We start from the raw sequence: 19,706 nt of genomic DNA, 5'->3' as shown, positions 1-19,706 counted from the left end.
GGTCGGGGCCCGCCAGAGGATGCGCTGTTAAACGTGGCGGGGGGCCGGGGCGCCCCGGCCCCGCCCCGCTCCTCCGTGCGGGACGCGCCCGTGGCAGGCGTCAGGCCTGCGAAGGAAGCCGGCCGGGGAGTGCCTCGTCCTCCTCCAGCGGGGGAAGTTCGATGAGGTACTGCGGCTCACGGAACAGGTCCGTGTAGCCCGCGGCAGCTGTGGTGCTGCGCGTCGGCTCGTCGCCGTCGCGCCGGGGCGCATCAGTCGTCATGCAGGCCTTCCGAGGATGAGGTGCGACGCGGCGTGTCGTTCCGCCGACGCTTGTGGGGTGCCGGCCCGCACCACCACCGCCGTGACACGGCGCTGTGGGTACGAAGCCCGACGAATCATATGCCCGTTCGACGGGAGGAACTGACGCGCAACGCGTGCACCGCAGCAGGATCTTGTGCCCCTGTGCGGACCCCGTGGTCGATCGGTCTGGCGGAGTCTGTCGCGGATGTCAGCCGGATGTCTTCTCCAGGAGAGCGATGATGTCATGGGTGGTCCCGGTCTCGCCCAGCAGCGGGAAGATGCGCTCGACGCTGTTGCGGTGCGCGTCGGCGTCGGTGTCGGACATGGCGTCCGTGGCGAGGGTGACGTGGTAGCCGTGCTCGTAGGCGGCGCGGGCCGTGGTCTCCACGCCGATGCTGGTGGAGATGCCCGCCAGCACGACCTGCGTGACACCGCGACGGCGCAGCTGCACGTCGAGGTCGGTTCCGTGGAAGGCGCCCCAGTTGTGCTTGGTGACGGGGATGTGGCTGCCGCCCGCGAGTTCGTCCACGACCACGTCCCACCCCTCGGGCATGGCGCCGCGCGGGCCGGCCTCGGTACGGCCGGGCGGGGCGTCCGCGCCGTCGGCGGCGAAGCTGACGCGGACCAGGACCACGGGGGAGCGGTGGGCACGGAAGGCGTCCGCGAGTTGCGCGGCGCGCGCGACCACGTCGGCGCCGGAGTGCGGGGTGACGGGCCTGCTCACGATGCCCTGCTGAAGGTCGATCACCACCAGCGCCGTGATGGGGTCCAGGGTGGTGAGGGGCATGGGGGTGCTCCTTCCGGTCGGTGTGGGCGTCCCCGGTGCACGCGGGAGGACCGGGCGTTCGGCCCGGGCGGTCAGGCGGCGAATTCCGTGAGGTCGATGGCGTAGACAGTCAGGGCGTGGCCGTACACCGGGTGGGTCGTCTCGCGCTCCGGTTCCATGCCGAGCTTGCGCATCACGTTCTGCGACGCCTCGTTCCCGGGCTGGGTGATGCTGATGACGCGGTCCAGTCCGCGGTCCTGCAGCGCGAACTCCAAGGTGGCCTGGGCGGCTTCGGACGCATAGCCCTGTCCCCAGTACTGCTGCCCGAGCCGCCAGCCGATCTCCACGGCCGGCAGCACCTCCGGCAGGAACTCGGGCACGGACAGTCCGACGAAGCCGATCAGTTCGCCCGAGGCCAGCAGTTCGACGGCGAAGAGACCGAAGCCTTCTTCGTCCCACTCCTCCTCCCACCGCTCGATGTCGTCCGCGGTGCCCTCCAGATCACGGACCGAACCGTCGCGGATCCAGTGCATGACGCGTGGATCCGCGTTGATGTCCGCCATGGGTACGAGGTCGTCGTCGTGCCAGCGGCGGAGGATGAGGCGGGGGGTGCGGATCTCGATCATGGGGCCCATCCTGACCGAAGCCGTGCGTTCAGTGGTAACCGGAGTCCGTTCGGCAGGCTTGCCACCCGGCGGCCGACGGACATGGGGGGCGTCAGAGCGTTGTGATCAGACCGCCGTCGATCGTGAAGTCGGCGCCGGTGACATTGCCCGTACGATCGCTGGCCAGCAACAGCACCAGATCGGCCACTTCCTGCGGGCGGGTGAAGCGCCCGGTGGCCGACTGCGCCGCCGCGCGCTGTGTCACGTCGTCGGGCGTGGCGCCGCTGGACTGCGCGACCGTCGCCGCGACCCCGTCCTCGCCGAGCCACAGCCCCGTCTCGACGGGACCCGGACTGACGGTGTTGACGCGCACTCCGCGGGCCGCGACCTCCTTGGACAGGGCCTTGCAGAAGTTGGACAGCGCCGCCTTGCTCGCGCAGTAGTCGATGATGGACGGATCCGGGAGGAAGGCGTTGACGGAACTGACGGTCACGACGGAACCGCCACCGCGGTCGATCAGATGTGGCAGAGCCGCCCGTGTGGTGCGCACCGCGCTCAGGAAGTTGATCGTGAGCGACTCCGACCAGTCCTCGTCGGTCACGGAGACGAAGCCGTCGGACCGCGGGCGCACCGCACCCACGTTGTTGACGACGATGTCCACCCCACCGAAGTAGTCGATCGCCTCGCCCACCAGCCCGCCGGGTCCCTCCGTCGTCGTGAGATCCACCAGTACCGGCCGGACCTGCGGGCCGGCCGCGAGAGCGGCGAGGGAGTCCGTGAGCGTACGGGCGCCGGCCACCACGTTCACGCCCTCGGCCACCAGTCCCTCGGTCACCGCCAGCCCGATGCCCTTGCTCGCGCCGGTGACCACGGCGACTTTGCCTGCCAGATGCAGCTCCATGGGGACTCCCTGGATCGCGGGTGCCGGGCAGACCGGGGCGCGGACGTCCGGTACCACCGATTTTCCCCCATCGGCGGGCCGTCGGCAGGTGCGCGGGTCCATGGCACCCGGTGGGAGCCGGAGCCCGCCCGGGCCGCAGCGTCCCCCGCCGTCCGTTCTCCTGCGGCAACTGCCGACACGCGACTCTGCGAGCAGGTAATGTGATCTTGTAAATGTCGAGACGGCGGCTGGAAGATGCTGTGCGTTCTCCACCCCCACGTCCAGAGATCGGGCTCGCCTCCGTTCCCAGCCAGGAGGGCGTCGTATGGGGCGCGCCGAGAATCCCATCGCGCCGTGCACCACATCACTGCACGCCCTTGCCAGCTGGTTGCGACAGCGCCGGGCGGACGCCCAGGTGAGCTACACGGAGCTGGCGCAGCGCACGCACTTCAGCAAGGCCACCCTCAGCCGAGCCGTGTCGGGCCGTACGGTGCCCCGGCTCGTTGTCGTCAGAGCACTCGCCGAGGTCTGCGGGGCGGACCCGGCGGAGGCGGAACGCCTGTGGAAGGGCGCGCGCTACGACGCCCGCAACACCTGGCCCGGACCCGGCGCGAGCCGTCTGCGGATCGACTACGTCACCACCTTCGCCGGACTGCACCTCGCCCTGCTGGAGCTGTACCGCAGAGACGGCAGCCGCCCCTATCGGGAGTTGGAGAGGCAGGCCGGCGGCCACGGCCGGCTGCCGCACGCCACGATCGGCCGGGTTCTCGCCCAACGGGCCCACCCGCGACGCGAGTTCGTCCTGGCCTTCATCCAGACCTGCGGCGTCACCGACGGGGACGGCCTGGAGGTGTGGGGGCGGGCGTGGGACCGGGCGCAGGCCGCGCACCTCCTGTCGTCCCCGCCCCCACGGCGAAAGAACAGACCGGGCCACCGGCCGGCCCGGGACCAGCGCAACGGCTGCCGCCGTCTGTGACGGAGGGAGAGCTGACGACCGTGGATGCAATCGCCCATGCCCGTGGTTCAGCCCGCGACACGAAGCGCGCGGGACGCGGCGTGTGATCGGTTTCAGATGGCCGATGACGGTGGAGGCTGCTGACTTCTGGCTCCTCTCGGTGCACGGCCCGGCCGTCGCTGTTGCGACTGGTTTCTGATCTGTTCGGCGACGTCCTCGGTGTGATGACCTGGACCGGGGAGATTCTCAGTTTGATGCCCTTGGCGGAGGAGGGCGGCGCGTTTCGGGCGGGAGGGTTGTGTTCCGCTCCGAGGAGCAGCCGCGAGGGGGCCGGGTCAGCTCTGAAGCACATTCGGACGCGGCGGCCCATGGCCTCGCAAAATCGCAGAAATCCTGCGCAAGGCCGCTCCGGCGGTCATTATTCAGGAACCGCTGCGCATGAGGGGTAGGCGTCGCGTGTGGTCCAATGGAGGGGGTCTGGTCCTGGTGAGTTCTGCCACGATGCGCGCAGCCCGTCTTCTGGCCGGACACGACACGTCGCACGCTCTGCGCGCGGCAGCGGGCCGGGCCCTCGCCTCAGCGGGCGCCACGCCCGTGGGCACTGGTACCGGTGTAACCCAGGAATGCGCCAGTGGCGTGTTGTGTACGACTCCTGCCCAGTGTGCTTCCGCGACACAGGCGGGTACCCCCTACGTGTATGCCCGTCCCGTGACCAACGCCGTTGACATGCCTGCCGCGGCCGACGCCGTGGCCCTGTTCACCGCTTCTGGTGGTACGACGAGCCACGCGGCTGTGCTCGCCCGGTCATGGGAGAAGCCCACCGTGGTGGGTACCGCGTTCACGCTGAATCGCGGGACGCTGACCATGCCGGGCGGCGGCACGCTCCGTTCCGGCGAGTGGGTCACCGTCTGCGCGACGACCGGAACAGTGTGGCGAGGGCGGCTCGAACGGTACGAGGATCCGCGCGCCCGCGACCTGGTCCGTGAGTTGAGTGAGGCAGCTGAAGTTCTGGGTGATCTTCCAGGTCCTGTTGTGTATGCCAACGCGGATACCCTCGCGGAGGCCGAACGCTGCATGACGCTCGGCGCAGCAGGTGTTGGAGTAGCACGCTCCGAGCACATGTTCTTCGATGTGCAGGAATTGCCGCACCTGCGCGCCGCCTTATGGGCCGACCAAGCGGACGGCCGGGAGGCCGCATTGGCGAAGCTGCGCACCGGACTGGTGAACAAGTGCCGTGCCCTGATGTCCGGTTGCTCGGGCAAGAAGCTCGCCATCCGACTTCTCGACCCGCCGGCTCATGAGTTCGCGGCACCTGAGGACCTGCCGCGATTACGGGAACACAATCCCATGATGGGTGTACGGGGGAGCCGGCTGGGCGTGCTGCGTCCGGACCTGTACCGAACCCAGGCCCAAGCAATAGTCGAAGCCCATCTCGGCCTGCCTCCCGCTCAGCGCAGCCGGCTCGCGATACTGCTGCCATTCCTGACCACGGGGGCCGAGACCCGTGCGGTCCGACGTACGCTCGCGCTGCCGGCCCGGGCCGCAGCGGAGGTGACCGTTGGGGCGATGATCGAGACGCCGGAGGCGGTCTTCCGTGCGGCCGACATCGCCGCGGAGGTCGACTACCTCAGCGTCGGGACGAACGATCTCGTCCAGTTCTCTCTCGGGATGAGCCGCGACGATGTTGCCGCCGCACTGCTGCCCGCGTATCTCTCCGGGAAACTGCTGGACGACGACCCCATGGCGCATCTCGATCACTCGCTGGGAACCATGGGACTGATCCAGATCCTGTCGCAGACGGTGCCTGACACTCCGTGGGGAGTCTGCGGCGAGCACGCCGCAGATCCCCCCTCCCTGGCCGCGCTACTGCCTTGTGGCCCTGCCTTCGTGAGCGTGAGCGCTGCCGGAGTCCTGCCAGCTCGTATCGAGGTGGGGCGCTACCGAGCGCGCACCCTGTTGGAGCACGATGAATAGATCACTGACCTGGCTGCCCTCGACCGCGCCCCGTGTGTCCCGGGTCCGGTGGATGGGACTGCGCATCTTCTACGCCGCCGGACCGTGCAGCAGCGCGTACCGAGGGCCGCGAGATACTTTCGCGGGTGGCAAGAGCCTCTCCGAATATGGGGCCTCATGAATGATTGTCAGCAGTCGTCCAGCCGCTTCGTCTTCTCCTACATCAACCCGGATACGGACGGCGTTTGCTGTTCCCTCGCCTACGCCGAATGGGCTGAGCGCGTCAAAGGGGAGAAGTACACGCCCCTTCTCTGGGGGGTCGCGGACGCGGCCACGTTGACGGCTCTGGCGCGCTATGGAGTGGAGGTGCCGGCCGTCGTGGACCGACTCCCTCCGGAATGCCACGTCGTGCTGGTGGACACCCACCACTTGGCCCAACTGCCTTCCCATCTCGACCCGCAGCAGGTCCTGGAGATCATCGATCATCATCCTCACGGCGACGTTGACGCTTTTTCGAACGCGCAGTTGCAGAACGAGTCGGTCGGGGCGGCGGCGACCCTGATCGCGGAACGATTCGACGCGGCCGGTCTTCTGCCCTCGCCGCCGGTCGCGGGGCTCCTGGCCTCAGCCATTGTCTGTAACACGCTGAACCTGGAAGCGCCGTCTGTCTCGGACCGCGATCGCAAGGCCCTCGACCGGTTGCGTACGGCGACCGAGTTCCCCGCTTCCTTCACCAGTGAACTGCTGGCCACGCTGGGTCAAAGCCCCGAGAGGTTCGACACTGCCACGCTGCTGGCCACGAACGCCAAGCAGTTCCACTTCGGCTCGCCCCTCGACAGCCGCGTCGTGATCGTGCAGATCGAGTGCTCCGAGCCGGCGCGTGTCGTCGGCCGTGACGACCTGCTGAACTCGATCGAACTGCTGGCCCGGGAGCAGGGCGCCGACCACTGCTTTGTGTCCGTCGTCGGTCTGACCGACGGGAGCACCACCGTTGTCTGCCCAGCGGCTGACACCCGTGCACTTCTGGAACGCACCGTGGATCTCACATTCGTCGGCAACGTCTCCTGGGTGCCCCGCCTTCTGCTTCGCAAAACGGACTATGTACCCCGGCTGGGAGCCCACTTGGCCGACCAGGACTGCCCGGCGGACACGCCCTGAGGAGTGAGCAGTGAGCGAAGAGACTGATGCGGGTGCCCACGTTGACCTGGGCGTAGCACATGGCCGATTCCAGATTTTCCACACGGATCATTTGCGTTATGTCATGGCGGCGAAGCAACGGTGCCGTCATCTCCTGGTGGGGATCACGTCGCCGGATCCGTCGCGGGCTCCCCTCGAGGAATCGGCACCGCATCGGAAAGACCCCTCCGCCAATCCACTCACCTTTTACGAGCGCATGTCCATGATTTCGGCGTGCTTGTACGCTGAGGGGCTCAGTGCGCGTTCCTTCGACGTCATTCCGTTTCCCATCGAGTCCCCGGAAGAACTTCCCAACTACGCGCCGATGCGCGCCGTTCAGTTCCTCACTGTCTACGACGCCTGGGGAGAGGAGAAGTCCACCCGCCTGGGCAACGCGGGGTACGTGGTGGAGGTTCTCTGGCGCTCATCTCACAAGGCCGTATCGGGTACGCAGATACGCGCTGCCATGGCCTCCGGCGAGCGGTGGGAGCATCTGGTCCCCGATGCCACTCGGGAGTTTCTTGTCGCGCATAACGTGCCTGCCAGGCTCGTCCGATCATGGAACTCGGCGGAGAGGTGACCATGACCAAGGTCTACATGATCATTCTGGACGGCGCTGCCGACCACCCCGTGGCCGCCCTTGGGCAGCGCACCCCGCTAGACGCCGCGGTGACCCCCGCGCTGGACGCTCTTGCCAGTGAGGCCCGGACTTCCCTGATCACGGTCATCGGCAAAGACATCTGGCCGGAATCCGACTCAGGCGCGATGGCACTGTTGTCCTACGACCCTTTGCTGCACTACACGGGCCGAGGTCCGTTGGAGGGGTATGGACTCGGTCTGGTCCGTGACGACGGCCGCACCATCGCCTTCCGGGTCAACTTCGCCAGTTGTGATGAGACAGGAGGCATTCTCGACCGGCGCACAGCACGTGGACTGAGCGACGAGCAGTTGCAGGCCCTTGCTGGGGCCGTACGCGATCAGGTCTCCCTGGCCGACCTCGGGGTGGAGTTCGGACTCGTGGCGTTCAACCGTCATCGGGGAATCCTGTCGTTCACTGCCCGAGAGGGTGACCTGTCCGGACAGGTCACCAACACCGATCCCGGTTTCCGGAACGTAGGCCCCTTTGGCTTTCCCGTCCGCGAAATCGACCCCCGTCCGCTGCTCGCCCGGCCGCGTACCGCTGCTCCGGCGGACGCGCGCGCGGCCCGGGTCGTCAACGACTTCGTGGCCCGGTCCGCGGAGGTTCTGCGTGCCCACCCCGTCAACCGGGAGAGGCGGGACCTCGGTGAACTGCCCGCAAACATGCTCCTGGTCAGGGACGGCGGGGATGCGCCGCGGCCCCTCACCGCGTTCCGCGAGAAATTCGACTGCTCTCTCACGGTCATGGGACAGATTCCCGCCGAACGCGGCCTGGCCGAACTCATCGGCGCCGAATTCGCATACTCCCTACCGCAGCCCGGGGAGTCGGAAGCCGCCTACCTGGCCACGGCCGCACAGCAGGTGCTCGCTGCCCCCACCGAGGTCGTGTTCATCCACCTCAAGGGTCCCGACGAGCCGGGACACGACAATCGGCCCGACGACAAGAGGAAGGCCATCGAACTCATCGACACCCACTTCCTCGCCCCGCTACTCGAAGGCGCAGGGCCGCGGGACGTCATCGCTGTCACCTCCGATCACGCCACCCCTTGCGACATGGGCATTCACTCCGACGACCCCGTGCCCGCCCTGGTCCGCGCCCCGGGTCTCGAACCTGACCACACGACCCGTCTCACCGAGGCGCAGGCAATGCGGGGCGGTCTGCCCGTCGCTCAAGCGGTCGACCTCATGCCCTTCCTCGTGAAGGCCCGGCCGTGACGTCGCCCGGAATCGGCAGCGTTAGGGTCCGTGCCATCCTCAACAGCGGCGGCGGCGTGGCGGCAGAGGCGGAACTCGACCTCAAGGACGGGACCACCGGCCGCGGCTCGGCACCCGTGGCCATCAAGCCCGGTCGGCGGGAACGACCAACGAGCGGCTTCCTGCGCGTCGGCTCGCCACTTCCCAGCCATGCCGCGGAGACTCTGTCCGCACTGCCCGGGGCGCTGTGTGAAGGCCAGGAGGCCGTCGACCGCTGGCTCGACGACCGACTGCCGGTCCTCGGCACCGATGTGACCCTTGCCGTCTCCCTCGCCTACGCCCGCGCGATCGCCAAGGTCTCCGGCAAAGCGCTGTACCAATACCTGGCATCGCTTGCAGGAACCCGGCCTGCCTTCCCGGGCCTTCTCGCGGCAGTCGTCTCCGGAGGGCTGCACAGCCGCGGCAGCGGACTCCCGTTTCAGCAGATCATGCTCGCCACAGAGCGGCGGCCTCCCAGCGAGACCATCCCGCTCGTCGTGGATGTGTACGCGCAGGCCGAGCGCCGGCTCGATGCCCGTGGACTACTCGACGGCTATTCCGCATCCGGCGGAATGCTGCTGCGCTCGGCGGATCTCTCGCTCCCCCTGGGCCTGCTCAGCGAGGTTCTGGACCGTGGCGGGGAGAGCGCCGGCCTTTCCCTGGCGGTCGACGTGGCAGCCGAACACCTGTGGGTGGAGGACGGATACCGGTTCGGCCAAGAGCGTCTCGGCCCGGAGGCCGTGATCGACCGCATCGTCGACCTTGCCGCGCAATACCCGATCACCTTTGTCGAGGATCCTTTGACTGCCGAGCACTCGACGTGGTGGCCGCGGTTGAGGGCACGTCTTCCCGGTCATGTCGCCGTGGTCGGGGACGACCTCTACGCGACCAACACCGCATACCTGGATCCCGCGCTGGCCGAGGGCATCGTCCTGAAGATGAATCAGGTCGGCACGGTGAGCGCGGCCCTTCGGGCTTCCACCGAGGCGGCCGCGCAGGATATGTCCCAATGCGTATCCCACCGCTCGCTGGAGACCGAAGACACCTCTGTCGCCGACCTTGCTGTGGCTGTGGCCGCCCGGTGGCTGAAGACCGGCGGGCCACGGCGAGGCGACCGTACCGCGAAGTACAACCAACTGCTACGGCTGCAAGACGCGCTGGACGCGTGAGGCCTGCCGGTTACGGAGGGGACTATGTCCTCACAAGGAGTGGACATGGCGGGGAACGGGACCGGTGCCATCGACCTATTGCAACTGACGACAGCCGGCGGATGCGGATGCAAGCTGCCGCTCGACGTGATGGGCCAATTCATGACCCAGCTGGACGCCCTGATCGGTGGCCGCCGAACGCACACGGCGGTCAAGCGTGACGGTAGCGATCGGGATGACGCCGCGCTCTACGAGATCGAGTCGGGGCGCCTTCTCGCGGTCACCGCCGACTTTGGTACACCGGTTAGTTCGGACGCTTTTGTATGGGGCCGTATCGCCGCGCAAAACGCCCTGTCGGACGTCTATGCGATGGGGGCGCGGCCACTCCTCGCTCTCAGCCTGCTCGCACTGCCGCGGTTCCTGGGTGTCGGCGTGATGTCTGATCTGACAGCAGGCGCCGTGGCTACGCTGGCAGAGTCATCGACTCCCTTGGTGGGTGGTCACACCATCGTGTCCGAGGTTCCGATGTTCGGGCTGTGCCTCGTGGGGGAGGTGGCAACAGACCATGCGCTGTTGCTCAGCAATGCGCGCCCCGGTCATGTACTGATCCTCACCAAGCCGCTCGGGAGCGGCATCGTCACGGCGGGCCGCAAGGCGGGGTTCGCGACGCCGGAGCTCGTTCGGTCGGCGGAGGATCTGATGACAGCCTCCAACCGTGAAGCGGCCGCGGTGGCTGTGGAGCTCGGTATACGGGCGGCGACCGACGTCACCGGCTTCGGCCTGATAGGCCACCTGCAGAACATGCTGTCCGCCTCCGGGTGTGCGGCTTTCGTCCGCGCCCGCTCCGTGCCGGTACTGCCCGGCGTGGCCGATCTACTGGAAACGCACGGTGTCGTGCCGAACAGCGCCGAACGTAACCTGTTCGCGTTGGAGAGCCGTACGAGTTGGTCCGAGGTCGGATACGGGACACGGCTGATCCTGTCCGATCCGCAGACCTCGGGTGGACTGCTGCTCTCCGCAGACTCCTCGACAGCCGACGCGTTCATCGAGGTTTGTGCCCTTCGCAGCATCCCGGCAGCGATCATCGGTTCGGTCACGGACGGCTCAGCCGGCACTGTCGAGGTCCGGGACTGAATGAGGGGGAGGTGTGGCGGCACCGATCGTCTCCCCGTTCGTTCACCGTGTGGTCCGGCAGGGACCACACGGTGATGTCATACACAACTCACTGGAACCACAAGGAGTAGTCGGTCATGACGGTTTCCAAGGAACTGGCGGAGTCTCGGGTGTTCTCGGGGAAGCTGGGTGAAGTGGTGCATGTACCCCAGCCTGACGGCCGGGTGTTCGAGCGCTTTCGGCGTCCGCCGGGTGTGCGGATGGTGATCATCGCCGATGGCAGGATGCTGCTGACGGAGGAGTACCGCGATGAAACGGGCGGGGTGGACCTGCGGCTGCCCGGGGGGAAAGTGTTCGATGACTATGAGAGTTTCGCCTCGGCGCGAGCTGCCGGAAGCATGACGAAGGCTGCCGAGGAGGCGGTCCTTCGGGAGTCGCAGGAAGAAGTGGGCCTCCTCGTCGACAGCCCCGAACTGATCACTGTTGCGCAGGCCGGGGCAACCGTCGAATGGGACCTGTACTACTACCTCGTTGAGCATTTCACCGAGGCGGCCGACGGGGCCCAGCCAGAGGCGGGAGAGCAGATCGCACCGGTCTGGCTCACGCCGCAGGAGGTTCTCAACGCCATTCAGAGAGGTCGAATGTCGGAATGGCGCAGCGTCGGTGTCCTCCTGGGCCTCGTCTTTCCGCAACAGTTCCCCGGGTCTCGGGGGTGACTATCCGCGGCGTTCAGGAACCCGGGGGGACGACAGAGCCCCTTTCCGGCGCCGGCGCACTGCGCTACACCGAGAGCCGCGATTCCGCGTGGAGCCGCAAGGCACTGGACCTGGTCAAGGAGGGGCTTTTGCACGGCCAGGCCCGCCACGCACCGCGGCGGTTCGTCGTCACGCATGTGTGGGGCCACTGTCCTCGCTGCAAGCACCGGATCGACGTCCTGCAGACCCACCGGCCTCCCGCGGACACCGACGCGGAGGAATCGCTCACGCGGTCAGACGCGGATGGTCGGCTGATGCAGGGAACGGCGGAGACTTTCGTGGTAGATGTGGCGTGCGCATGCCCCGTTGGCGGGCACTCCGGAGCGCCCGAGGCCGGCGGGTGCGGGGTCTCGTTCCGGGTGGAGGTGCCGTTCATGAACCAGGACGGTTCATGAACGTCGCGACCGTCATGCCGGGACGATGAAGGTCTCGGCCGAGGAGGGACGGGGAGCCGGGAACAGGGTCACAGCCTTGACGCCGCGGTGCATCGCTACAGCCAGGGTGCGATCGTGCAACGCGAGCCCTGTACAGCCGGGCAACGGCATGACGACGTGCGAGCCGTTCCACAGGTTCCACAGCCTCACCGTGCCGTCCTGGCTCCCGGTGGCCACGAGCAGCCCATGCTGCTCTACCTCACCGACCGCGACGGCGTGCACGGAGGCGCTGTGCCCGACGAGAACACGCAGTGGTTGGCCGTGGCGCAGGTCCCACACCCGTACGGTGCCGTCGTCGCCTCCGGTGACGGCGACGGGGGCGCCGTCCACCTCACCGCACGCCACCGACCTCACCCAGTCCGAGTGCCCATGCAGCAACAGAGGCACATCGCCGCCGCCTTGGAGTGGCCAGACACGGACCATCCCGTCGTCGCATCCGGCCACGACCAGCCGAGCGTTCGCTCGTCCGCCCGGCGCAACCGCGTACACCGGTCCCCCCACACCCGCATCGAACTCCCGCACGGCAACTCCTGTGCGTACGTCCCAGATTCGAACGGTACCGTCGTTGCCGGCGGTCAGGGCCGTCGGAACGTCGTCGACGCAGGTCAGGGCGACCGAGCGTACCCAGTCGGTATGGCCCTCGAGAACGTGCAGTGGTTGGCCGTGGCGCAGGTCCCACACCCGTACGGTGCCGTCGTCGCCTCCGGTGACGGCGACGGGGGCGCCGTCCACCTCACCGCACGCCACCGACCTCACCCAATCGGTGTGCCCACGAAGCTCGAGCACGACGGCTCCGTCGCGCAGGTCGCGGACCAGTACGGTGCAGTCATTGCCCCCAGAGACGACAAGGACGCGGTCTCCGTCGTGCCCGACTGCCACCGAGCGCACCCACTCGGGTTGGCCGACCCAGCTGCCGGACGCACCGTCTTCGGACAGGTCCCAGACGCGCACAGTGCTGTCGTAGCTGCCCGAGACCGCGACCGGAATGCCGTCGAGGTGCCCCATGCCCACGGACCTGACCCCCGCAGCGTGTCCTTCCAGAACCCGCCGCAGAGTTCCATCTGCCAGGTTCAACAGTTGCACGGTGGTGTCGTAGCTTCCGGTGAGCATCGCCGGACTGCCGTCCAACTCGCCGATTCCGAGGGAGTTCACGCCATACGTGTAGCCGTCGAGAACACGCAGCGGCGCGGTGCCCGCGCCGAGGTCCCACAGCAGAATCCGGGTGTCTCCCCCGCCGGACGCGAACACCGCCCTGCCGTGGAGATGCCCCACGGCCACGGTCCGGACAGGACCGGTGTGATTGCGCAGAGCCCTCATCAGGGATCCGTTGTCGAGGTCCCAGATGCGGACTGTGCCGTCGTGGCTGCCCGCGACTGCCACGGTCACACCGCCGACATGGCCCAGCGCCACACACCGCACCCCGTGGGTGTGCCCCTCCAGTACGCGCACCGGAGCACCGGTCCGCTGGTCCCACACCCGGACGGTACCGTCGTCGCTGCCGGTGACGACAACCCCCCGGCCCGCCACATGCCCGAGAACCACTGTGCGCACCCCATGAGTGTGGCCTTCCAGCACGTGGATCGGCGCACCGGTGCGCGGGTCCCACACACGGACCGTGCCGTCGCCTCCCGCCGACAGCACGGCAGGGTCGCCGTCGAACAGACCGAGGGTGACGGAGTTGACGCCTTGGCTGTGTCCTTCCAGAACGCGCAGAGCAGTGCCGTCATGCAGGTCCCAGACGCGCACGGTGCAGTCACCGCTGCCGGTGGCCGCGACGCGTCGGCCGTCCAGCTCACCCAGCGCCACGGCGTACACCGGGCCCGTGTGGCCGGCCAGAACCCGGTGGTATGCCGTCGGTTCGCTCTGGGACCACAGTGGCCACCAGCGCGCGTCCACCCTCCGAGGGAGGTCCAGGGATACCTCGTGTTCCATCGCGGCCAGAGCCAGCGTGGCGGCTCGCTCACCGGGTTCCTGACCGCGCAGTTGGTGTGCGCACCGCAGGAAGAGGCGGGCGGCGTCCGGCAACGTCCGGTCCAGTCCCGCCCCCAGGGCGCTCGCCAGGACCTCCGGCTCTGCCGCCACGAGGAACTCAACGTCCTCTGCCAGCTCGTTGAGGACGCCTCCCGCGCGGGCGTGGAGTGCCAGATAGTGAGTAATGTAGGCGTTGGCGTGATCCCAACCGTCGACTGCCGCCAGGTCACGCAGACGCAAAGCGATCGCCTGCTCCAAGTCTGATTTACCTGTCATCACACATCGCCTCGCTGAGGTAGTCGGCAATGGCCTGGTGATAGAGGCGGAACACCGCCTGTCCGTCTTCGGTCGCCTCGGTGAGATACCAGCCTGCTTCCCGGACGATCCGGGAGATGTCCGAGTCACGGTAGGCGCGGCCCGAGCGGGCCAGTTCGGTGGCAAGCGCCGACCAGATCTGCCGCCGGGGAAGGCCGCGGCCGCGGGTGAACGCCAAGGGTGTCAGCACTTCGCGGACCATGACGGGATCGTCGAAGCGTTCCAGATCCCGTGCGAACACCTCGTGCAGCCCGGCGCTGCCGACGTCGCTAGGAAGCCGGGTCTGCCAACCGGGCTCGTCCACTACTTGCTCGTCGAAGCCCTCCAGAACGCGCAGGGCGAATCGGGCGTAGAGGAATACCCTTCCCGCCTGCTCGGCGACCTCGCGGGCCGCCGCTGTTCGGCGGGCCAGTGTGGCCCAACGGCCTTTGAGGCGTTCCATCACATAGTGTGCGACGTCGTCCTCGGTGTCAGGGTCGGCGCTCAGGTCGAGGACGCGGTAGGAGCCGGTACGCGGCCGCAGGGCTGACACCAGCGGTCCGGGATCGTCGGGAGTGGCGTCGAACCGGCCGTCCCGGTCACGTCGGGTGCCGACTACCACCCGACACCCTTCCAGGCTGCCGATCGCGCGCAGCACGTCGCGGGCGACGAACTCCTCCTCTCCCCGCTCCGCCTCGTCGAGCGCGTCGGCGAGGATCGTCACCCGTCGGCCGGAATCGGAGAGTTCCAGCACCAGGTCCCGCGCGGGACTGGCAGAGTCCGCGAGTTCGATGCCCAGTTGCCTGGCGATGTCGGTGGCGGCGTCGTCGACGCGCCGGTTCTTGAGATGGGACACAGCATCGAAGCATCCGACCGCGGGACGCACCCCCGGATCACCGTCGAGCATGCCCAAAGCACGGCATGCCGACTGGGATTCCGGATCCGCCAAGACGGCGAGACGGCCGATGAAGGCCGACTTGCCGGCCCCGGGCGACCCCGTCACGACGTGAACACCGCGGTCGTGTGAGGCCAACCAGGACACGATTTCTCGAGACATCTGCTGTCGACCGGTGAAGAACCAGCCAACGTCGTTGGCATCAGTGCTTGACGCCTTCTGCAGAAAGTGCTCCCGATCGGCGGGCGGCAGCCGGCGCAACAACTCGCCCAACTCCACTGTCCGGGCCGCTGCGTCCGCACGATAGCGCGGATTGGGCACGACCTTCAGGCCACTGCGCCCGGCGACCTCGGCACACTGCTCGTCCTGGAGCCTGTCCCGCAGTTCATCGCGCAGTTCCTGCAAGGTGACGTACTCGTCGCCATCCTTCCAGTGCCCCTGCTCTGATCCCTCCTCCAGGGCCGACAGGAGTGCCTTGACGAAGGATCCGCTGTAGCACCGTTCGTGATGAAGACACGAAACCAGCACACCCAGGTCCATGGCTGGTGCGGCTTGGGCCGCGGCGACGTGGGAGAGCGCCTGCTGGACCTGTGAGGCGGCGAAACCCGCGTGACAGACGTCGAGCATGATCAGCGCCTTGGAAGCCCCGCTGTTCAGGATCTGCTCGACCAGGTCGTCCGCGCTGACCGACTTCCTCCCACCGTACGGCGGGGCCGCCGGGCTGGCTGCCGTGAGGATGTGATGGCGGCCGTGGTGCAGCCTGCCGTGGCCCGCCAGGTACAGCACCAGCGGAGACGCGTCACCGAAGACGCGGACATCGTCCGACCACTTCTCCACCGCTTCCCGGATCGCCGTGGCGTCCGAGGCGGCCAGTCCCCGGCACCCGACCACCGGAGAGAACCCCCACAGGCGGAAGGAGTCCTCCACCCGTTCCGCATCGGCCAAGGACTCAGGAAGTTCGGGATGGGCGCTTTCCCTGTAATCAATGCCCAGAGAGAAGACAGAGCCCCCGTTGCGCGTCGTCACAGGATGGAATACTGGCACAACTGCTGAAAATGGAGGCCCTGTTGTGCAGTACCTCGCAGCGGATCTCGTCGTCGTCCTGCCAGGCATTCTTGGCAGCACGCTGAGCAGAGGACCCCGCCAGATCTGGGGCTATCGGAGCGTGAGCCGGCTGCACCGGCTCTCCGATCGCCTGACCCAGGACCTAGCGCTCCCCGCGCAAGCGTTCACTGCTGCCGAGCGAGGGTTCGACGACGGTGCCCACGCCACGGGCACGCTGCGCACCCTAGGGATCATTCCGGGCTTCCTCAGCATCGACGGATACGACCGTCTTGTGAACAGGCTGCGGAGGGAACTCGCGCACTTGGGACACGGCTCCATCATCGAATTCCCGTACGACTGGCGGCAGTCGAACGCGTTCACGGCAAGTCGGCTCAAGGCAGCGGTCGAACCGCTGCTGCGCCATCGCAGACGACAGCATCCCGAGGCGAAGTTGGTGTTCGTGGCCCATTCCATGGGCGGCCTGGTCGCCCGCTACTACGCCGAATGCCTCGACACCGACAAGCTGACCCGCCGGATCATCACGATCGGCACCCCCTTCCTGGGCGCAGCCAAGGCGTTGGCCGCCCTCGCCAACGGCTACACCTCCCTGGGGCCCCGGCGCTTCGACTTCGGCGAGTTGGTCCGCTCACTCCCGTCAGTCGCGGAACTGCTCCCGATGTACGACTGTGTAGGTCTCACCCCGGATACTCTGCGGCCCCTCGCCGCCGCCACGGTGCCCGGACTGCCCGTTGTCTGCCAGGACCACGCCCTACGCTTCCACCAACGGATACGGGAGGCCGTAGTCGCCAATGGCGACGAACGTCCCACGTACCACGCCCTGCTGAGTCACCGCCAGAAGACCGCCACCTGGGTGTCCGTCGCAGAGAACGACGAAGTCCTCGTCCACTCTCCGCAGGAGCTTTCCCAAGGGGGGGATGGCACGGTCCCACGCTGCTCCGCGGCACCGCCTGAGTGGAATGACGACTCGGGGTCGGTATTCGTCTCGGGACGGCACGCATCTCTCCAGCAGCAGCCCCACGTGCTGATCCAAGTGCACGGCATCGTCACCGCCCGTCCCCGGCGCCCCATGGCCGTCATGGATGAGATTGCCGTCGAAGCCGATCCGTGGGTCGCCCCCGGTGAACCGTGGACGGTTCGGGCTGAATCCGTTGAGGGTTCAAATGGTCTTGTTCTGACGGTGACTGTGTCCGACCCCGCTAGTAATGAAGTCGTCGGACACGCTCCGCTCCGAGCTCAAGGAGACGGCAAGCACACCGCGTCACTGCGCATCGCCCGGCCCGGGGCGTTCCGCTGGACCGTCCAGACGGTGACGACCGCTGCCACGCCGGTGGAGCCGGTGAGCGACGCCCTGCTGTGCGTCGACGCTTGAGCTCACACAGTTCCTCCTCGGAAGGTGTGCATCTTCGCAACGCGCGCCTCCGCCGCTTCGCCCGGCGGGGCGCGCGCCGCCGGGCGCCGTCCAGCCCTGGATCGATCTATCAGACGTCGATGCCCGTCACCGCCGCCGGGCCGAGCGGTGCGTCGTCCTCGGTGAAGCCCGCCCGGCTCAGTGCGGCCGCGGCGGTCTGCTTGGCCTGCGCCTCCGCGCTCCCGCTGTCGTCGGCCTCCACCTCGAGACGGATGCTGAACGTGCCGTTCTCGTTGATCGTCAGAATATCGAGATCCTCCAGCCGCCCCAGCGACGTCTGCTGCGGATCGGCAGGGCGCAGCGTCTCCTCGACCTCGGCCCTGGCTCCGTCGCTCAGCTCGCGCAGGAATGTGCCCGGGATGGTGATGACGTACGTGGTCATGCAATCCTCCTCGCTCGAACGGACTGGCGTACCAACACGAAGTGCTCTGCGGCCTTGCACAAGGACCTGCCCTCGATCCGGATCTTCGAACGCGGTCCGGGACATCCGAGGGCACCGGCTCAGTGACCCGCGAGGAGCTTCACGCCCACGACTCCCACCCCGATCGCCGTGTCCAGGAGCCCCGAGACGAGTGCGCTCAGCGGGCCGTTGCCCATCCGCAGTCCCGTCCGCCAGCCCCACAGGAACAGCGTCGCGATCTCCACACCGGCGCTGATCAGCAGCGCGGTGTCCAACTCCATGACGCCCAGTGCCGACATGCCGATCAGCACCAGCGGTCCCATCGCGCAGAGCAACAGCGGGCTGGAGATGTGCAGCGCCGTCCGGACCTCCGTCCAGGTCGCGCCGCGACCACTCATGGCGCGGTGCGACTGCTCGTCGGCGACCAGGGTGGCCAGCCAGATCCCGAGAGCGGTCACCGCGACGGTGATCGCGGACTCGCTGTGGCCGGGTGTGTCCGCCGCGGCGAGGGTCACGATCACGGCAGCCAGGGTGATGGTGGCGTAGATCCGTTCCTTGAGCCGTGCGGCCGCGGGGTCGCCCGCGCGGGCGGCGGTGATGCCGGTGGCGCCGGTGATGTGATCGCCCGCGGACGGGTGCGGGGGGTCGCTGGACATGCGGGCGCCCTTCCGTCGTGGTCCCTGGGTGCCCGTCTCGGGCGGGTACGCACCAGAAGGTAGCCGACCGGAGATACGGAACCGGGCATGCCGAACCGGGCAGCGTGCTGCGGTCCGTCCACGACGGGCCGCAGCACGGTGCCCGGCCACCGGACCTAGGACGTCGTGATCTGGTACGCCTTGCGCAGCGTCTCGTGCACGGTCCACGTGGTCCGGTCACCTTCACGCAGGACGCAGGCGTCGCCCGGCCCCACGTCGAACGTGGGTCCGTCCTGGACGGCGATGGTGGCGCGGCCGCTGACGACCACGAACAGTTCGTCCGCCTCGGTGTCCGTGACGACGCCGGGCGTGATCTGCCAGATCCCCCGGATGTTCCTGCCGTCCTTCGACTCCCACAGAACCTTCCCCGACACCTGGGGCGTGCCCTCCACGATCTGTGAGGGATCCAGGGGGTCCGGCTCCAGGTCGGCGTCGGGGATGTGCACGGCGAGACTGCTGAACATCGTCATGGAGATGACGCTAGGCAGGACGGGGTGCTGTGCGGCAGAGACACACTGCCGCGCGCTCCGGCCGGCGCAAGGACAGTCTGACGAGGCCCCGGTCGCAAGGGGCGATGAGGCCCGGTCATAAATGGGCGGCGAGGCTCCGGGGCGAACGACGAGAATGGTGCCGGCAAGGACGTTCGATCAACGGGAGGACCGCAGCGGATGCCGGGACACTCGGAGGGCATGACGAGATTCCGACTGGCCGTGGTCGAGTGCGCGGCCGGGGGTGAGCGGGCCGCGGAGGCCGAAGCGGTCGCCCAGCGGCTCGCCGTCGATGTGCGGACCGTCGTCCTGGTCGAGGGGGACAGCGACCGGATCGCGCTCGAAGTGCTGGCCGCCCGGTCCGGCAGACGGCTCGACGCGGAGGGGATCTCCGTCGTACCGCTCGGAGGTGCCACCAGCATCGGGCGGTTCCTGAAGATGTTCGGCCCGCAGGGGATCGACGTCCGCCCCCCCCGCCCCAGCGACGCCCGCGAGGCGGGCATATTACACCACACCCCAGGAGACGCGGGGGTGGGCACCCGCCCCACCCC

19 protein-coding genes are annotated in these 19,706 nt (G+C 68.1%); 10 read left to right on the top strand and 9 right to left on the bottom strand.

Features of this window, described 5'->3' with window-relative positions:
- Positions 1 to 100 precede the first annotated feature (100 nt).
- The 4 genes from ACFWU3_RS35295 to ACFWU3_RS35280 all read right to left on the bottom strand — a co-directional run bounded on the left by ACFWU3_RS35295 (position 101) and on the right by ACFWU3_RS35280 (position 2,554).
- The gene (locus ACFWU3_RS35295) at positions 101 to 262 is read right to left on the bottom strand and encodes a hypothetical protein (RefSeq protein ID WP_384445546.1); all 162 of its coding nucleotides are present in this window, start codon (positions 260 to 262) and stop codon (positions 101 to 103) included.
- Between the two features lie 228 nt (positions 263 to 490).
- Complete coding sequence (locus ACFWU3_RS35290) at positions 491 to 1,069, bottom strand: isochorismatase family protein (protein ID WP_384445544.1); 579 nt, start codon at positions 1,067 to 1,069, stop codon at positions 491 to 493.
- A gap of 71 nt (positions 1,070 to 1,140) precedes the next feature.
- Positions 1,141 to 1,674, bottom strand: coding sequence for a GNAT family N-acetyltransferase (locus ACFWU3_RS35285; RefSeq protein ID WP_384445542.1), 534 nt, complete (start codon positions 1,672 to 1,674; stop codon positions 1,141 to 1,143).
- Between the two features lie 91 nt (positions 1,675 to 1,765).
- Positions 1,766 to 2,554: an oxidoreductase gene (locus ACFWU3_RS35280; protein WP_384445540.1), complete on the bottom strand. Its 789-nt coding sequence runs from the start codon at positions 2,552 to 2,554 to the stop codon at positions 1,766 to 1,768.
- Positions 2,555 to 2,858: 304 nt separating this feature from the next.
- Between ACFWU3_RS35280 and ACFWU3_RS35275 the strand changes: the two genes are divergently transcribed.
- The 8 genes from ACFWU3_RS35275 (at position 2,859) to ACFWU3_RS35240 (ending at position 11,466) form a co-directional block, all read left to right on the top strand.
- On the top strand, positions 2,859 to 3,509 hold the full coding sequence (locus tag ACFWU3_RS35275) for a helix-turn-helix domain-containing protein (protein ID WP_384445539.1): 651 nt from the start codon (positions 2,859 to 2,861) through the stop codon (positions 3,507 to 3,509).
- A 417-nt stretch (positions 3,510 to 3,926) separates the two neighbouring features.
- Positions 3,927 to 5,462: a putative PEP-binding protein gene (locus tag ACFWU3_RS35270; RefSeq protein WP_384445538.1), complete on the top strand. Its 1,536-nt coding sequence runs from the start codon at positions 3,927 to 3,929 to the stop codon at positions 5,460 to 5,462.
- A 156-nt stretch (positions 5,463 to 5,618) separates the two neighbouring features.
- Positions 5,619 to 6,599 (top strand): DHH family phosphoesterase, encoded by a 981-nt coding sequence (locus ACFWU3_RS35265; protein WP_384445537.1) that lies wholly within the window; start codon positions 5,619 to 5,621, stop codon positions 6,597 to 6,599.
- A gap of 10 nt (positions 6,600 to 6,609) precedes the next feature.
- Positions 6,610 to 7,197 (top strand): nicotinate-nucleotide adenylyltransferase, encoded by a 588-nt coding sequence (locus ACFWU3_RS35260; RefSeq protein WP_384445535.1) that lies wholly within the window; start codon positions 6,610 to 6,612, stop codon positions 7,195 to 7,197.
- Positions 7,176 to 8,471, top strand: coding sequence for a CMP-5'-phosphonoformate--3-phosphoglycerate phosphonoformyl transferase (locus ACFWU3_RS35255; protein WP_384445534.1), 1,296 nt, complete (start codon positions 7,176 to 7,178; stop codon positions 8,469 to 8,471). The genes ACFWU3_RS35260 and ACFWU3_RS35255 overlap by 22 nt, the downstream gene beginning before the upstream one ends.
- Positions 8,468 to 9,658, top strand: a complete 1,191-nt coding sequence (locus tag ACFWU3_RS35250) for a hypothetical protein (RefSeq protein WP_384445532.1) — start codon at positions 8,468 to 8,470, stop codon at positions 9,656 to 9,658. Before ACFWU3_RS35255 ends, ACFWU3_RS35250 begins: the two co-directional genes overlap by 4 nt.
- Positions 9,659 to 9,703: 45 nt before the next feature.
- The gene (gene selD / locus ACFWU3_RS35245) at positions 9,704 to 10,771 is read left to right on the top strand and encodes a selenide, water dikinase SelD (protein ID WP_384445530.1); all 1,068 of its coding nucleotides are present in this window, start codon (positions 9,704 to 9,706) and stop codon (positions 10,769 to 10,771) included.
- Between the two features lie 116 nt (positions 10,772 to 10,887).
- Positions 10,888 to 11,466, top strand: a complete 579-nt coding sequence (locus ACFWU3_RS35240; protein WP_384445528.1) for an NUDIX hydrolase — start codon at positions 10,888 to 10,890, stop codon at positions 11,464 to 11,466.
- A 446-nt stretch (positions 11,467 to 11,912) separates the two neighbouring features.
- Here the strand turns inward: ACFWU3_RS35240 and ACFWU3_RS35235 are convergent, their stop codons facing one another.
- Positions 11,913 to 14,186: a WD40 repeat domain-containing protein gene (locus ACFWU3_RS35235; protein WP_384445526.1), complete on the bottom strand. Its 2,274-nt coding sequence runs from the start codon at positions 14,184 to 14,186 to the stop codon at positions 11,913 to 11,915.
- Positions 14,176 to 16,125 (bottom strand): hypothetical protein, encoded by a 1,950-nt coding sequence (locus ACFWU3_RS35230; protein WP_384445525.1) that lies wholly within the window; start codon positions 16,123 to 16,125, stop codon positions 14,176 to 14,178. The genes ACFWU3_RS35235 and ACFWU3_RS35230 overlap by 11 nt, the downstream gene beginning before the upstream one ends.
- 43 nt (positions 16,126 to 16,168) lie before the next feature.
- Between ACFWU3_RS35230 and ACFWU3_RS35225 the strand changes: the two genes are divergently transcribed.
- Positions 16,169 to 17,533: an esterase/lipase family protein gene (locus ACFWU3_RS35225; RefSeq protein ID WP_384445523.1), complete on the top strand. Its 1,365-nt coding sequence runs from the start codon at positions 16,169 to 16,171 to the stop codon at positions 17,531 to 17,533.
- A gap of 109 nt (positions 17,534 to 17,642) precedes the next feature.
- Here the strand turns inward: ACFWU3_RS35225 and ACFWU3_RS35220 are convergent, their stop codons facing one another.
- The 3 genes from ACFWU3_RS35220 to ACFWU3_RS35210 all read right to left on the bottom strand — a co-directional run bounded on the left by ACFWU3_RS35220 (position 17,643) and on the right by ACFWU3_RS35210 (position 19,137).
- Positions 17,643 to 17,954: a hypothetical protein gene (locus tag ACFWU3_RS35220; protein ID WP_384445521.1), complete on the bottom strand. Its 312-nt coding sequence runs from the start codon at positions 17,952 to 17,954 to the stop codon at positions 17,643 to 17,645.
- Positions 17,955 to 18,073: 119 nt separating this feature from the next.
- Complete coding sequence (locus tag ACFWU3_RS35215) at positions 18,074 to 18,628, bottom strand: hypothetical protein (RefSeq protein WP_384445519.1); 555 nt, start codon at positions 18,626 to 18,628, stop codon at positions 18,074 to 18,076.
- Positions 18,629 to 18,783: 155 nt separating this feature from the next.
- Complete coding sequence (locus ACFWU3_RS35210) at positions 18,784 to 19,137, bottom strand: cupin domain-containing protein (protein WP_384445518.1); 354 nt, start codon at positions 19,135 to 19,137, stop codon at positions 18,784 to 18,786.
- Positions 19,138 to 19,356: 219 nt separating this feature from the next.
- Here ACFWU3_RS35210 and ACFWU3_RS35205 point away from each other — a divergent pair.
- On the top strand, positions 19,357 to 19,706 hold a 350-nt coding region (locus ACFWU3_RS35205), incomplete at its 3' end, for a TOPRIM nucleotidyl transferase/hydrolase domain-containing protein (protein WP_384445517.1).

It is taken from the genome of Streptomyces sp. NPDC058685, from assembly GCF_042714725.1.
In the GTDB taxonomy this organism is placed as follows: domain Bacteria; phylum Actinomycetota; class Actinomycetes; order Streptomycetales; family Streptomycetaceae; genus Streptomyces.
Note: the sequence above shows the minus strand (reverse complement) of the source record. Positions and strands in the feature narration are given on the sequence as shown.

What these genes read in the sequence shown, in the direction of transcription:
- ACFWU3_RS35265 (WP_384445537.1), top strand. Translation starts at nt 5,619, where the DNA reads ATGAATGATTGTCAGCAGTCGTCCAGCCGCTTCGTCTTCTCCTACATC.
- ACFWU3_RS35255 (WP_384445534.1), top strand. Translation starts at nt 7,176, where the DNA reads ATGGAACTCGGCGGAGAGGTGACCATGACCAAGGTCTACATGATCATT.
- ACFWU3_RS35215 (WP_384445519.1), bottom strand. Translation starts at nt 18,628, where the DNA reads ATGTCCAGCGACCCCCCGCACCCGTCCGCGGGCGATCACATCACCGGC.
- ACFWU3_RS35280 (WP_384445540.1), bottom strand. Translation starts at nt 2,554, where the DNA reads ATGGAGCTGCATCTGGCAGGCAAAGTCGCCGTGGTCACCGGCGCGAGC.
- ACFWU3_RS35285 (WP_384445542.1), bottom strand. Translation starts at nt 1,674, where the DNA reads ATGATCGAGATCCGCACCCCCCGCCTCATCCTCCGCCGCTGGCACGAC.
- ACFWU3_RS35240 (WP_384445528.1), top strand. Translation starts at nt 10,888, where the DNA reads ATGACGGTTTCCAAGGAACTGGCGGAGTCTCGGGTGTTCTCGGGGAAG.
- ACFWU3_RS35290 (WP_384445544.1), bottom strand. Translation starts at nt 1,069, where the DNA reads ATGCCCCTCACCACCCTGGACCCCATCACGGCGCTGGTGGTGATCGAC.
- ACFWU3_RS35295 (WP_384445546.1), bottom strand. Translation starts at nt 262, where the DNA reads ATGACGACTGATGCGCCCCGGCGCGACGGCGACGAGCCGACGCGCAGC.
- ACFWU3_RS35235 (WP_384445526.1), bottom strand. Translation starts at nt 14,186, where the DNA reads ATGACAGGTAAATCAGACTTGGAGCAGGCGATCGCTTTGCGTCTGCGT.
- selD (WP_384445530.1), top strand. Translation starts at nt 9,704, where the DNA reads ATGGCGGGGAACGGGACCGGTGCCATCGACCTATTGCAACTGACGACA.
- ACFWU3_RS35220 (WP_384445521.1), bottom strand. Translation starts at nt 17,954, where the DNA reads ATGACCACGTACGTCATCACCATCCCGGGCACATTCCTGCGCGAGCTG.
- ACFWU3_RS35270 (WP_384445538.1), top strand. Translation starts at nt 3,927, where the DNA reads ATGAGGGGTAGGCGTCGCGTGTGGTCCAATGGAGGGGGTCTGGTCCTG.
- ACFWU3_RS35275 (WP_384445539.1), top strand. Translation starts at nt 2,859, where the DNA reads ATGGGGCGCGCCGAGAATCCCATCGCGCCGTGCACCACATCACTGCAC.
- ACFWU3_RS35210 (WP_384445518.1), bottom strand. Translation starts at nt 19,137, where the DNA reads ATGACGATGTTCAGCAGTCTCGCCGTGCACATCCCCGACGCCGACCTG.